The sequence below is a fragment of the Methylobacter sp. BlB1 genome (assembly GCF_015476545.1).
Taxonomy (GTDB): domain Bacteria; phylum Pseudomonadota; class Gammaproteobacteria; order Methylococcales; family Methylomonadaceae; genus Methylobacter.
In genome coordinates, this window is the sequence record NZ_JADMKV010000030.1 from 1 (window position 1) to 13,802 (window position 13,802).

17 protein-coding genes and 1 pseudogene are annotated in these 13,802 nt (G+C 41.4%); 12 read left to right on the forward strand and 6 right to left on the reverse strand.

The genetic code is table 11. From position 1 onward, the window contains the following. Window positions 1-265 precede the first annotated feature (265 nt). A complete protein-coding gene (locus IT781_RS12490) occupies window positions 266-469 on the forward strand; it encodes a hypothetical protein (RefSeq protein WP_194970496.1) in 204 nt (67 codons plus the stop codon). An 88-nt stretch (window positions 470-557) separates the two neighbouring features. On the opposite strand, the gene IT781_RS12495 is transcribed toward IT781_RS12490, so the two are convergent. After that, window positions 558-956, reverse strand: a complete 399-nt coding sequence (locus tag IT781_RS12495; RefSeq protein ID WP_194970497.1) for a HEAT repeat domain-containing protein — start codon at window positions 954-956, stop codon at window positions 558-560. Between the two features lie 161 nt (window positions 957-1,117). Beyond that, the gene (locus IT781_RS12500) at window positions 1,118-1,324 is read right to left on the reverse strand and encodes a SlyX family protein (protein WP_194970498.1); all 207 of its coding nucleotides are present in this window, start codon (window positions 1,322-1,324) and stop codon (window positions 1,118-1,120) included. Window positions 1,325-1,590: 266 nt separating this feature from the next. Here IT781_RS12500 and IT781_RS12505 point away from each other — a divergent pair, with 266 nt between their 5' ends. Then, window positions 1,591-1,962 carry a DUF6164 family protein gene (locus IT781_RS12505; protein ID WP_194970499.1) on the forward strand — a complete coding sequence of 124 codons (372 nt, stop codon included), beginning with the start codon at window positions 1,591-1,593 and terminating at the stop codon, window positions 1,960-1,962. Window positions 1,963-2,167: 205 nt separating this feature from the next. Here the strand turns inward: IT781_RS12505 and IT781_RS22865 are convergent, their stop codons facing one another. Further along, window positions 2,168-2,515: a DUF2956 family protein gene (locus IT781_RS22865; RefSeq protein WP_194970500.1), complete on the reverse strand. Its 348-nt coding sequence runs from the start codon at window positions 2,513-2,515 to the stop codon at window positions 2,168-2,170. Window positions 2,516-2,830: 315 nt separating this feature from the next. Then, entirely contained in the window at window positions 2,831-3,196 is a 366-nt protein-coding gene (locus IT781_RS12515; protein ID WP_194970501.1) for a DUF3301 domain-containing protein, read from the reverse strand. Window positions 3,197-3,276: 80 nt separating this feature from the next. On the opposite strand from IT781_RS12515, the gene IT781_RS12520 reads away from it, so the two are divergent. Then, complete coding sequence (locus IT781_RS12520) at window positions 3,277-3,690, forward strand: GFA family protein (protein WP_194970502.1); 414 nt, start codon at window positions 3,277-3,279, stop codon at window positions 3,688-3,690. A 230-nt stretch (window positions 3,691-3,920) separates the two neighbouring features. Here the strand turns inward: IT781_RS12520 and IT781_RS12525 are convergent, their stop codons facing one another. After that, on the reverse strand, window positions 3,921-4,736 hold the full coding sequence (locus IT781_RS12525; RefSeq protein ID WP_228779125.1) for a sterol desaturase family protein: 816 nt from the start codon (window positions 4,734-4,736) through the stop codon (window positions 3,921-3,923). Window positions 4,737-5,465: 729 nt separating this feature from the next. Between IT781_RS12525 and IT781_RS12530 the strand changes: the two are divergent. The 9 genes and pseudogenes from IT781_RS12530 to IT781_RS12570 all read left to right on the forward strand — a co-directional run bounded on the left by IT781_RS12530 (window position 5,466) and on the right by IT781_RS12570 (window position 13,701). Beyond that, window positions 5,466-5,971 (forward strand): annotated as a pseudogene (locus IT781_RS12530) (Hsp20/alpha crystallin family protein). A 67-nt stretch (window positions 5,972-6,038) separates the two neighbouring features. Then, window positions 6,039-6,266 carry a cold-shock protein gene (locus IT781_RS12535; protein WP_194970503.1) on the forward strand — a complete coding sequence of 76 codons (228 nt, stop codon included), beginning with the start codon at window positions 6,039-6,041 and terminating at the stop codon, window positions 6,264-6,266. Window positions 6,267-6,665: 399 nt separating this feature from the next. After that, window positions 6,666-7,706 carry a helix-turn-helix domain-containing protein gene (locus IT781_RS12540; protein ID WP_228779127.1) on the forward strand — a complete coding sequence of 347 codons (1,041 nt, stop codon included), beginning with the start codon at window positions 6,666-6,668 and terminating at the stop codon, window positions 7,704-7,706. 234 nt (window positions 7,707-7,940) lie between these two features. Continuing rightward, a complete protein-coding gene (locus tag IT781_RS12545; RefSeq protein ID WP_194970505.1) occupies window positions 7,941-9,047 on the forward strand; it encodes a Do family serine endopeptidase in 1,107 nt (368 codons plus the stop codon). Between the two features lie 58 nt (window positions 9,048-9,105). Beyond that, the gene (locus IT781_RS12550) at window positions 9,106-9,561 is read left to right on the forward strand and encodes a hypothetical protein (RefSeq protein ID WP_194970506.1); all 456 of its coding nucleotides are present in this window, start codon (window positions 9,106-9,108) and stop codon (window positions 9,559-9,561) included. A gap of 14 nt (window positions 9,562-9,575) precedes the next feature. Further along, window positions 9,576-10,115 (forward strand): HPF/RaiA family ribosome-associated protein, encoded by a 540-nt coding sequence (locus tag IT781_RS12555; protein ID WP_194970507.1) that lies wholly within the window; start codon window positions 9,576-9,578, stop codon window positions 10,113-10,115. Window positions 10,116-10,812: 697 nt separating this feature from the next. Continuing rightward, a complete protein-coding gene (locus IT781_RS12560; RefSeq protein WP_194970508.1) occupies window positions 10,813-11,616 on the forward strand; it encodes a hypothetical protein in 804 nt (267 codons plus the stop codon). A gap of 337 nt (window positions 11,617-11,953) precedes the next feature. Continuing rightward, a complete protein-coding gene (locus tag IT781_RS12565) occupies window positions 11,954-12,832 on the forward strand; it encodes a HEAT repeat domain-containing protein (RefSeq protein ID WP_194970509.1) in 879 nt (292 codons plus the stop codon). Window positions 12,833-13,251: 419 nt separating this feature from the next. Further along, window positions 13,252-13,701 carry a hypothetical protein gene (locus tag IT781_RS12570; RefSeq protein ID WP_194970510.1) on the forward strand — a complete coding sequence of 150 codons (450 nt, stop codon included), beginning with the start codon at window positions 13,252-13,254 and terminating at the stop codon, window positions 13,699-13,701. A 47-nt stretch (window positions 13,702-13,748) separates the two neighbouring features. On the opposite strand, the gene IT781_RS22870 is transcribed toward IT781_RS12570, so the two are convergent. Further along, entirely contained in the window at window positions 13,749-13,802 is a 54-nt protein-coding gene (locus IT781_RS22870) for a hypothetical protein (RefSeq protein ID WP_370526995.1), read from the reverse strand.

The window sequence follows — 13,802 nt, forward strand, 5'->3', positions numbered from 1 at the left end:
GCGCCTGCCCCGAAGGAAGAGGCGTATTCTACCGGCTTTTTTTCATTCGTCAAGCGATTAATTAAGTAATTATTCGTATTGTTATCTTCTTACTTTTTAGAAAAAATAAAATCAAAAGATAGCATGTATCAATTAACTTGCTATTTCTGCACATAAATTTGAAGATTTATTTCTGGATAACATATTTCCGATATGCTCAGCTTCCAAATTTTACCTTATAAAATCATAGTCGTTACTTCATACTGATCTGTAACTAGGAGATAAAATGAATAATAAGAAGTCTATTGAAACAGAAAGCAATATGCGACAGGAATTTATAAGTCAATTAAGCGAAGCGTTCCTTGCAACCAAAGGTTACGGCATCTATGCTTATTTAAACCCAGTAGATGTTAATGACTTGTTTAATCAGTATATTGATCTTGATATTTCCGCCAAAGATTTTGCTCGAAAATTTGTTAAATCAAAATAAGTTAAGGAGCCACCAGCCGCCTTTCACAACATTTTGCAAATCTGATAAAAATAATCGATTAGCGTTTAATCGCAAATCAACAGATCGACTACATTGTTTGCAAATTTTGCAAACCATACTTTGCTATGGAAGCAATTTCCTCATCCTGGTCATGAACAAATTTTTCTAACGCATGCCCTCGCTTCACTAGAATAAAGCGAACATAATCATTTTCGTCCTTAACTAAGGCATCCAGCAGCGTTTTATCATCGCAGTATTTTGCCACTGTCGCACGAACACGCCAATTATCATCATTGACCAATATTTCATGCCCCACCTTTTTGCGAGCTACCGCAGCCCTTACTAACGCAGATTCATCATTGATCAATGTATTTAAAGCAAAACATAAATCGATACATTCTAATTTGATATATTCATCAGACTCTTTCAATATATCTTCTTCGCTGTAACTTCTACCTGAAATTGTCACTGTTTCATAGTTTGCCATTTTTTCGCCGCCATTAACCTCTGCACTGATTGCACATTTTATTTAAAATAGCCCTATAATTCATTAATTTGTAAGTTTTTTGTGAAAGAAATCACTTTTAATTCTGTTCCAATTTTTTAAATCTTATTTTTATCATTTCTCTTTTGGATAATTTTTAATTACTAATAATGAGGAGGCGTCTGATCAATGTTCTCTTCTGTATTTACAACATTTAACAGACTCTTAATGCGTTCATTAAGCAATTTGCAAGTTGATTCTAGTCGACTAATTTGCTGTTGGTGTTGACTAACTATTTTATTTAGCTCTTGAATAAGGTCTTCTTGATAAGCTACTTTTATTTCTAGTTCTATTATTCGATCTTTATGCATAATTTATTTATTGAAATTCCTGATTGGCATTGCAATTTTTCTCCCAATTTATTTGATTCATGAGCTTTATTGCCGAGCTAGAATGAAAGACTTGTACTTTCAAATATGCGCTAAATTACAATAACTTTTTTATTCACATGCAGAGTTAGAGAGATAATTTGCATGATCTAGTCTGCCTGAAAAAAATAACGTTTTATTGAATTTATGGTCAAAGAATCACTCACTCAAGCTCAAAATGACTTAATGTTTTAATCTTAATTTTTGAAATGTCCACTCTACTATTTCGACTTACAAATGTTCCCGAAGACGAAGCCGATGAAATTCGTGCATTATTACAATCAAACGGGATTGACTATTACGAGACATCTGCTGGAAACTGGGGCATATCCATGCCTGCACTCTGGCTGATAAAAGATGAAGATCTTTTCAAAGCCCGGCAATTGCTTGATGAATACCAGCATCAAAGGCTGATCACCGAGCGTGAAAAATATCTGCAACTAAAAAAATCGGGAGCAAATGTCTCATTTATCAGCAGCATCAAAGAAAGGCCATTGCGATTTATTGTTTATTTAGGAGCTATCCTGTTTATTCTATATATCTCCGTTAAGATGGTGTTTGAATTTGGCTTGAAATTCTAGCTTTTATCATTCTCATTTCGCCTGAACTTATTAAGCCTCTGCTTGAATTTCTCTTTATTGGAACAGTGGTACAGTAAAATCAAAAGCATAGGCCAAACTAAAAGAAGCAGTAGTTTAAAAACAGTTCCAAAGCCCATAATCGCCACCTTATTTAGTAGGTCCGAAATCTAGTGCGTTGCGTGCTTCCCCATAAACCTATAAATTTTCAAATCAACAAATAAAAACCTAGACCCACCCATGTCAAGATTATCAACCACCAAGACAACCTCAATACTAATAAAAAACATGCCCGCCAATGCGTTTGATAAATATGTAGTTCCTGTATTTGCTGGCTGTCTAGCTCCGCCAACCCTGCATATTGACTTAAAACTTTTTTAAGTTTTCCATTTAGGCATATAGCGCTACCTTTCTGTTGCCTTCTATACGAATCAATCCTTTTTCGAATACCTTGGACAATCAGTTTGATTTCGCTGGGCAACCGGACCTCCCTAATTTCTTTTACTGCTTCATCCTGAACCTTTCGCGATGGCTCTTGATAATTCTGTCTGATCATAATTTATTGATTTCCCATTCGCTTAATGAAAAAAACAATTTTTACAAAACGAAAATCATCAAAGCAAAGACAAAAGCTATAGTCCAAAATAGAGTAAAAACTCTTTTATTGGCAAGCCCTGCTGTTGCTTGCTTCAACTCGACCGGTAATTCATATTTAGTATGACCCGACCTTATGATTCTTCTACATTGTCCGCGTAATGAGCTTCTTTCTTCCAATGCCAATTCTTCGGCAATAAGCTCTTAAATTTTCGAGCAAAACGCCGTATTCCGAACATTTCAACTCATAGTCACTTCGTCCATGAATACACAATCGTTACTCATCCACCAACTCTTCATAAAACCTTTTTTCACACTCATTTCCTGCCCCTTTAGGCAATTGATACGGTTCCATTTGCATTGATTCAATCCGATATCCTAACATTACAATTTGTCCGTTATATCGCTCATTTCCGGTTGAAGAAAATTCAAACTGAAATAATCGGCACAAATGCATTTTCCCTGTTTTATCTCTTCTTAACTTGAGATCATTTAAAGCAATATAGTCATCTAGCATTTGAACATCCATATCCAAGCAATGCTGCCTGGTCGCTTTAATCGCTATTGATTTTATCTGCTGAGCACTAGACCAGTACAGATAAGCCATGATTAATAAGCTGATTAAAACAATATCAATTACCATGCGCTATGGACAGTTAAAGTTCCGGTATGTTGCGCTCATTATATGAAGATTTATCATAACCTATTGTTTCTGGATACATTATGAAACTCCCTATTACTGGTGGTTGTCTTTGTGGTGCTGTCAGGTATGAAATTTCAGCCAAACCCATAAGCGGTTTTAATTGTCATTGCCGATCATGTCAAAAAGCGCTGGGCGCCCCTTATTTAGCAGCTCTGCTTGTGCCAGCGCCAGCTCTTAAGATAACCGGCAACTATAAAGAATACGCAACTATTGCTGCCAGCGGCCATACTGTTTATCGAGCCTTCTGTCCCGAATGCGGGAGTACACTGTTCGGCAGAAACAGCGTCTTTACCGAATTAAGACCAATTACTGCGGCAACACTGGATGATCCAAGTATTTTTCAACCGCAACGGGATATCTGGGTAGCCGATGCCCAACCATGGGACTACATGAACCCTGATGTACCAAAATTTGACGGCAATCCATGGCATTGATCACTCATTCTATAAATTTACCAATTTTTAGGCTTATCCATATCATTGTCGAGATAATTTATGACTTCTCAGCTTAATGTAATTGAAACATAGCCTAAATCAACTGTTAAATATCTATCTTCACGGTTTAAAGGCATAGCTTGAGATGAAATCATATATCCGCTTTTATGAATCCCATCCTTAGGCAAGCTTGTTGTTCAACAGAGATTCTAACAATTTATGCCCAATAGTTATGGATAAGCCCGTGAAAACCCGAAAAACAGCAATTCAATAAAGCTTCGGGCCTTCACACATTTAAGACCAATTTCCGCAGGTTTTACCTCGATCATAGTATTGAATAAGCGATCCCATATTGAAAATACGGCGCCATAGTTGCGATCATGCTCTTCTCGCCGAACTGAATGATGAGCCCTATGCAAATAGGGAACAATGATAAACTGGCCCAGCCATTTTTCGCCTGGAACTGAAATATCCATATGATGAAATATGACAAATACAGTAATAACAGCTTCACTGATGATCACTACGGCCTTATCCACACCTAATACAATTATATAAAGTGCTTTTATGCCGGTAGTCAGCAACAACTCAACAAAATGCAAGCGAAATGCTGTTGAAGTATTAAAGAAAGGATCGCTATGATGCACTTTGTGAAACATCCACAGGAAGCCAAAGGTATGATTAGCCTTATGCCAGAAATACAAAGTCAAATCGAGAAGCATGAATGACGCCACTATCTTAATAATGGGATTAGAAATCTGGCTCAGCAATCCTCCTGTAGAATACTGATCAGCAATAGTCAATAAAGAGCAAACCGACAAGAGCGACATCACTGCGCTATTGAAAATAAACAGAACGATGTTAGTTAAATAGCTTCGCCGAAAAGTTTTTAACGGCTTCTCACGGGTATAGAAGCCTTCAAATATCAACATGGCGATGAAAGCTATCAGGATCACAAGCAATTGTAGTTGCTCGTAGGTAATTTCAGGTAAGGACAATTGAACAATAGGAAATGAAAGTTCGGAACAAAATTTTCGCAGCATCATATCCTCCTTATATTTTAAGTACGAATAAACTTACAATTTAAGAAAATTTGACGTCTTAACTAACAATTCACTTGATGCTCTAAAGCTATACTAAAATTATTTACCCTTAAAATTCAAAAGGTTAATATTACAAAAAACGCTTAATCTCTTCAATCCCTCTCTTCTACGTTGCGTCATTAATATTACCATTCAATCTAGCAAGCGAACCTTAGTCGCGCCTTATGAGTGAACAGAAAACCTGAATAATTTTTATGCCTTATACTCAAGATGCTGAGGCATAAAAAATGTCCTGCAAATTGACTGCCATTTCATGAAGTTTTCATAATTTGGCAAACAAGTTTTCTATATTCTGCAATTTATCAGTGATTTCTGAGATAAACAGATCTGTCGACAATGGGTGATTCTACAATTGATTATTGCTTTCTAAAGTCAACCGAAACAAGTTAGGAAAATTTTGAGCCTGATTTTATGAAACAACAATCACTCTAAGGCTCAAAAACACCCATTAAGATAACGATATGATCAATTTGCGTTGATTTACCTAGGTATTTGCACCAATTCTACTGCTTCAGAAAATACGCTACATTTTGTCTCAGGAAAAAACTAGAACCTTTGCTTAAGCTTTGGAATTTTTCTACAAGTTCTGGCATTGATTCACTTCATCCAGATTATCTGCATGAAGATTTTTTCCGCTGTATTTGTCAGTTGTGCATAGTTAGGACGAAATTTATGAGAAAAGATAAAGACAACGATAAGGATATCGCTAAAGCAATACCAACCTCGTCGCTCCTGGGCATTGGGTTGATTGCTTTTGATGACTTGGATCGTTGGTTTGACAATCTACTTTCTTGCCGCTGGCCGCAACCGGACCGGAAATTTCCAATTTGGCTGGAAAGAGAATGCTCTCTAAGCCGAAATTTTTCAAGGATTGATATTATCGAGCACGATAATGAAATAAAAGTTCGGGCCGCCCAGTCAAGCGTAAAGAAAGCAAATCCGGACGTTTCAATCAGCAATCAGACTGTCACTATCCGTGCATTTTCCAAGCAGGAAAATGAAACAAAAAACGAGGCTTATTACTGCCAAGCAATAAACCACGGTGAGTTTCAACGGACTTTATCTTATCTACTCGTGTGGATGGCGAGAAAGCTAAAGCATCATGCAAGGATGACATACTTGACATTACCATACCCAAATCAGAACAAAATAAGCGCAGAAACATTGAAATTATGTGATGTCTGCTTACTTTGAGCTGCTTTTTTCGAAAAAACACTTTTTTTAATACTTTAGGATTCTTGAATTATGTCTACTAATACATCATCTACTACTTCTATTACTGGCACTGTTAAATGGTTTAATGCTGACAAAGGCTTCGGCTTTATTGAGCAGGAAAAAGGCCCGGATGTTTTTGTCCATTACAGCAACATTAATAACCCAGGCTTTAAATCGCTCAATGATGGACAAAAAGTACAATTCAACGTTACAAAGGGACAAAAAGGCCTTCAAGCTGAAAATGTAATTGTCATTTGATTTGCAGCCGGGTGCTTTTTATATCCGTTCCGCGTCCGATTTAATGGCGCTAATTTCATCGCCTGAAAGGAGGGTCTGGGTCAGATGGAGACAATAAGAAAAAAAAGCTTATTTATCGCACTCACCCCGACCCGCTCTAGTAGCGAAAGGCAATATCTTCTAGCTGAACGATAGAAAATAGGCGTTGTACCCTGAAGAGAAGATTATTTTATTTAATTCAACTGCGTTATAGGCAATTAATTGAATAGCAACAAAGCTTATCGGCTTTATCTTCTCGAAGGGGGACTTTTATAAAAGACGGCGTTGAATAGATCAACAATAATTACAAGCATCTGCCAATTCCAATAACCGAAGCCCATCGTAAAAGGATTCCTTAACATTTGAAAAAATGGAGTGAAAATGACCCGATCACAATTCATAGGAGTCCCCATTGAGTTAGATGTAGATTTGCATGATGGGGAAGAATTTCTGGGGCGATTCAAAACCAGCGCAATCAGCTTCAATGAAATCAAGCTTGCCACCAGAGAAAAGGTACTAGGCGGTCGCCATTGCGTTGACATTACTTTTACGATTAATCACGGCATCAATAAATATTTCAGGATGAAAGGCATACTTTCACATCAACCGGAAAACAGTCTAAAACTGTCTTTTTCTCGCTCTTATCTGAAATACTTTGAGGCAATTAACCAGTTGCTGATGACTATTGACGAACCGGACGCGCAGCCGGTCATAGAGCCAACCAGAAACTTTGATGTGTGCAAAGACTGCACAACCTATTCATCCTGCCTTATGTCCAGTTTGGAAGCCTCCGATCGCCAACAACTGCAAAGCATCATTTCTCAACAATATTATCTGGACAGCGGCCAACATATCTTTCATGCAGAACAGCCATTTCGATACCTGTATCTGGTCCGTTCCGGCACGATCAAATCCTGGTGTGTTTTCGGAGATGGTCACGAACACATCATTCAATTCCATTTTCCTGGCGATATCATAGGATTAAGTGCGATCAGTTCCGGTTTTTATGACTGTAACGCGACAACGCTGAATACTTGCAGTCTTTGTAAAATACCGTTTGATCAATATCAAAAGCTGGCTGACAACGCCCCTTCACTCGGCCATCAATTTGTCAAGCTGATGAGTCGCGAAATCGTTCAGAACAAGCATTTGATGGAATTACGGGGCAATAGAAGCGCGCCCGCACGCCTCGCCATTTTTTTGAATGATCTGTCTCGAAATCTCAGCGAGCGCGGATTCTCCGCAAACTCTTTCAATTTGCCTATGAGCCGACGTGACATAGCTGATTATCTTGGTCTCGCTGAAGAAACGGTAAGCCGGGCTTTTAGTCAACTTCAGGATGAAGGGCTGCTGGACGTCCAGCGCAAATATATCCGCATACTCAACAATAACAATGATATGAAAAGCTTCAATGTCCAATAGCCGCTCCATAATAAGGTATTAACTGCATACTCCTCATCCTGTTTTGGCCGATTCTTTAGATATATGCCTGGAACAGTTCTTACTTAACTATTGGATTAAATACCGCTCAACTGAGCTGAATCAGCGTATAAATTCTAACGAAAAGCATAATTAATTTAGAATTTTTGCCCGCATACCGGTTCTAATCTTCAACTTAGAATAAATTTGCCACTAGCAATGAGGTACGGAGCAACTATGAAAAAACAGTTTTTCATATATTCCCTGGCAATTGCTCTAATGACGGCAATATCAGCTCATTTACAGGCAATAGATGCATGGGCTCAAGTTCCTATGAGCAATAACCCTCTGCCGGAAATGCTAAAAAAAGTCATTCCGGCTGTCGTCAATATCTCCACTCGTATACGATTCAGTCAAAGAGAAAATCCTTTATTGAAAGACCCTTCCTATCGTCATCTATATGACAAGTCAAACAAAGCGATGGAATGGGAAGTCCAAAATCTTGGATCAGGCGTTATCATCGATGCCAGCAAAGGCTATGTCATTACTAATCATCACGTTATTGACAAGGCCGACCAAATAACAGTGACATTGCAAGATAACCGAAGCTATAACGCGACTGTGGTAGGCAGCGACCCAAACACAGAAGTCGCCTTGATTAAAATCAAATCCGACAAATTAGTCGCGCTTCCCCAAGGTAATTCTGATGTATTGCAGGTCGGCGATATCGTCGTTGCGATAGGCAGCCCTTTCGGTCTTGGCCAGACAGTCACCTCCGGCATAATCAGCGCCTTGGGTCGTTCCAGCCTGGGCCTGGAAGGCTATGAGGACTTTATTCAAACTGACGCATCAATCAATCCCGGAAATTCCGGCGGCGCTCTGGTTAATTTGCAAGGCGAATTGATCGGCATCAATACAGCCATAGTCGGCCCTAATGGCAGCAATGTCGGTATTGGCTTCGCGATTCCTATTAACACGGCTTATCACGTTGTCAATCAAATCATCCAATACGGCAATATTGAGCGAGGCCAGCTAGGGATTCAGATTCAAAGTCTCACCCCGAGCCTGGCTCGGGTGTTTAATATTGATCGACAGGATGGCGCTGTTATTTCGGGTATTGTTCCTGGCTCCCCGGCCGATAAAGCGGGGTTGAGAAAAGGGGATATCGTCATTGCCATTAACGGTCAACCGGTGGATACCTCAACCAAGCTGAGCAACAGCATTGCATTGATGCGAGTGGGCGATAAGGTCATTCTTCATATCTTCCGCCAAGGCGAAGAAAAAACCATAGAAACCCGAATAGCAAAACCCAATAATAAAACGAAACTTGTTGATCAATATTAGGCCTTTTCCTGACCAGACTTACTCACAAGTTGGTTTAAAAATACTAAGGAATCCGGTTATGAAAATAATAGAGCAACGGTCCATGAATATAAACCAATACCTTGAATCAATGAGTGAAGTTCGGAAAAGCTTTCTATTGATGGCCTGCATTTGGTTTATTTTTATGATAGCGAGCGGGGGACGCATGCCGCTTACCGCTCTACTGATTCAGCATAATCGATTTTTTGCGCTCTTTACCCTGTTCCTGGGTAGCGCCATGGATGCGATTCTAATAGTGGAACTGCTGCGATCGGCATTCCCGAGGACCCGGATATGGAGCGACATCAAACACTTCAGCATTATTGTCATTGTCTGGTTGATTTTGTTGCCGTTGTCGGTTCATGTACTGCTATTACACGCCAGGCCCAGCCTTGGCAGATCATCCGGTGCTCTACCGGGTTCAAGCCAGAATACCGGTATCTATTTTGTAGCCCAGCCACACAGCAGCTATTTCTGTCATTCATACTTTATCTGAGCAGGTGAATAATCATGCAAATCCCATTACAGATTACCTTTCGCGGCATACCTCATTCTGAGGCCGTAGAAGCCAGAATCCGCGAGAAAGTAGCCAAACTGGATAGATTCCATAGCCATATCATGAGCTGCCGGGTTGCCGTAGAGTCAGAACACCAGCATCATCACCAGGGCAATCAATACCATATTCGTATTGATATCACGACTCCCCGAAAAGAGCTGGTCATCAGTCGGGAACATCACGATAAGCAAGCCCATGAAGACATTTATGTTGCCATACGGGATGCTTTCAGGGCAGCTGTAAGGCAACTCGAAGACTATGCCCGTGTTCAGCGTGGTGAAGTCAAAACTCATGACCTGCAGAAAACAGGAACGGTAGCGCGCTTGCTGCCGGAGCAGGATCATGGCTTTATCGAGACAGTAGACGGCCGTGAAATTTATTTCCATAGAAACAGTGTTGTGGGTGAATTTGATCAGTTAGAGTTAGGCAGCCCAGTTCGCTATGTATTAGAAGAAGACGATATCGGCCCTCGGGCCAGCACTGTTTACCCGTAAACTACTGTTATTGAATAACCTCCCCTTTTGATCTGATCGGCAGAAATATTTTTAAACAGCCGATCAGCCCTTTTCTTGGCATCTGGCAGTAGCTTATTAAAAATAGGCTTTCTATCTTAACTACTTAACTTTTGAGCTCTTGCCCATCATCTTTACAAACTCGTCATCGTAGAATCTGATTGTCTTGTCTGCTAGTGTAAAAAACTCCGCAGTTTTCATATAAGACAATGCATGGACGCATGCATAAACCCGAAGCAAAATAATTAAACTATGTTAAATGACTTATTTTTTATGCGCCATATCACGCATTTTTATTTAATGTCCCCGATATATCGACTCTCCAGTAAAGGCAAGTGCTGAAAATCAGGGCATATCACACAAAAAACTATTACATTGGCTAAATACCCAAGTCGTTTTTTGAGAGTTTCTACTTATATCATGTGAAAGCGGCCGCTTCTCTACATGCACCAGAGACGTTGCAATCTCGGTATGCTAATCAGTAAAAATCATACAGTTAGAGATTATTACAATCCATTCAGTTGAAAACCGCCCTTCTCCTAATACCAGCAATTCTTATGGCACGTTTTGTGCTTTTATCTTGAAGTACTTTAAACACAAGGCAGACGGAGCGATTCGGTACTTCTGCCTTTCACTAATAATACTATTAACAACAATAAAATGTCCTCGGAGGACTTCAATGCTAAGCTCGACACAATTTAAAAAACTGGCCCTTTGCTCAATGACAACCGCTATATTGGCAGCCAGCCAAAGCGGCTTTGCCCATACGCGGCTGCAAACTTCGACCATTCTTGAAAACACTCGAGTCTACAATAATGTAGTGATTGGACACGGTTGCGGTGAGGCGCCAGTGATGGGCACGAGCGTAGTATTTCCCGACTCAACCGCTACCGTTACTTCCAAACCCGCTGGATCGGCTGCCAATGTTGAACCCAAGGACGCCGGTGCCGTAACGGACTGGATTGAAGGCGCCGGAGAAGGTTATGCCAAGAAAGTCTATAGCAAAGAAATCTTTTCAGCCGAAGGCCAAAAAACTAATCCACAAACAACCAATACGGTCGGATTCTGGACAGGCGGCGGCGCTCTGCCGGCTCACAACTATGTGGGACTGGTCCCCTTTAAGACAGACGCCATCAAGATCAAATCAGCATCTTGCGCCAAGACCGTCACTTTCGTAGTACCTGTCGCCGATGTTTGTAAACTGACCAATGTTGCCGGATTCAGCGACCAAACCGTCAACCTGTGGTCGCCTATGGTTGGTTCTAATTTCGACGGTACAGCGGAACATACCCCGGCTACGCTGAAAGTGGTCAGAAACATAACAGGCACTCCGGCTACCGATACAACTGTTGCAGTTGACCCTAATCCACTGGATCCAAAGTGCGGTGAAGGACTGGACATCACCATCACGCCAACTGCCGACCAGCTTAACCGCGATATGCCGGCTATAGATAACGGCGTGCAAGTATGGCCTGCGCAATAAGGCTGTTTGAGTAACATCCTGTTACCTGCAACCGTACGGCTCAGTTCCTTTATTGCAAGAGCGGTCTGAGCTTTTACCAATCTACGGCGGTGGACATCGCCGTAGATTTTCATTTTAAAGTAAGGCCCTGCCCTTCTTAAAATGCATTGAACTTTTTTCCTGATTTTTCCCTAACGAGGAAAAGAGCCAGATCCTGCGGCCCACGCTACCAAAATTAGCAGCAAGTACAGGTGCTTTATGATTTCATTCCAGTGCTTCAGGCTTTTTATATAATTAGGCATTTGCTCTTTGACGAATAGAGCGTTGTAATGTTTGCCATATTGTGCGAGAGGCTGCCTTGAATTCAACTAAAACCTGGATAACCTGTTTGTTCTTGCTGATTCCCGGAATATTATCAGCTGCCGGGAACGCCAATAGACTGGAAGAGCAAAATATCCGGGTAATCATGACCGAAGACACAGGGGCCGAGCTGCAACTGGAAGCCAGGCAAGCGCCATTGGCACAGGTGCTTAACCGTATCTCAAACCAAACAGGCGTGCGGATAAATTACTCGGTTCTGCCCGAGAGACTGGTGACAGCGACCTGTGTGGGGCCAACCGTAAAACAGGTTCTGGAATGCCTGCTGGCTCGAAAAGCCGACCTTATTTTCCGATACCCATCCCAGGCAGAAAAAACCGACTCGCCCAGACAACCCGCCGAAGCCTGGATTCTCGGAGCGAAATTCGACGCAAACCGGACCAATCCCGAGACGTGCTTATCCACTGAAGCTCAGCAACAAACAATGCTGAAAATGAATGAGGCCAAAACGCATGCTTTCCAGATCGAGCCCGAGCCGGATAAAACCGATGAGCTGGTAAAAATGGCAAAGTCAAAAAACCCGGCGGAGCGGGCAGAAGCTGTCGGGCGTCTGATGGCTGCCGGCCGGAAAGGCGACGCCTCCGTCAAAGAAGCGCTGGAAACGGCGCTCACAGATGAAGATGCAACAGTAAGAGTGCGGGCTCTTACCAGCTTATCGTATCGGGAAGGCGCCGGAGCGGCCGCCGCAGTGCGGGAAGCGATTCACGATAAGGACGAAAGGGTGCGGCTGACAGCTGTCGACCGGGCAGGAGACGATGCCGCACTGCTCCAGCAGGCACTGACTGACGAGGCGGAAATGGTGCGTAAACTGGCCGCAATAAAACTGGAATCGATCTCGAAAACAAATGTTTCTCAATGATTATCCTAATAAACGGCCCTGCTCTTTTCTGAAAACCATGCCCAAACAAACCCATAGTGGATGCAGGAAAATCACATAGGAGAAGAGAAACAAAATAGGTTAGAATCGTCTGTTTACCCATGCCTTTCTATTTTTAAGAAACGATGGGCTATTAAGAACAGAAATGTTTATTTTGAAACAACTGCATTAATCTGCTAAGTCAAAAAATAAACTGTTAATAAATACCAACAATTATTTAACTTTAGTTGGCGGCTGTTGATAGTAGATCACTGGCATTAACATTTCTTTTTTCAATAAGAAATGGATTAAAGGGGCAAAAAGATAAATTCCGGTTGCCCAAACTAATAGATCGGTGACGAAATGAGCAGCACTTGCTAAATTAATTTTCCGCTAGCAGCCTGGCGGCACGAGGAGGATATATGAAATTTGCGTCTTTAAAAAAAGCTTTTATAACGGCATCAATTCTGGCCGCTGCCGGCCACATGGATCTCGCCTTGGCTCATGAATATACGGGTATAACAATAGGTACGGGTACCGTTGATTCAGGCGCATCCGATCTGGCTGTCGTCAATTGTGCTCCGGGTACGGATTATTTTGAAGCCCAGGTCAAAGACAGAACCGACCCGGTGCCAGGATTAATGGTTAATCTCCACATTGTTAACGGCACTCAAATGAAGACCATTGCGGATACCGTATCCGGAGATGCAAACTACACCCCTTTTATCAAAGTTAGAGGCGGCGCAGGCATGTACTACGTAGCAGTCACTACAACTACTGTAGGGACAAGAGTATTCGATTTAAACTACCATTGCATGGCTGATAACGGAGATCATCCAGATACGGATATCTCAGTGCTGCAAGCCCAATAATTGCTAAATTCGGCGGCCCCTTGCCTGACCGCTGGCGCCGCCTTAAATCATTCATTGCCTGAATGAGCAATTGTCCCAACGCCTATAAAGCAAAAAATCAA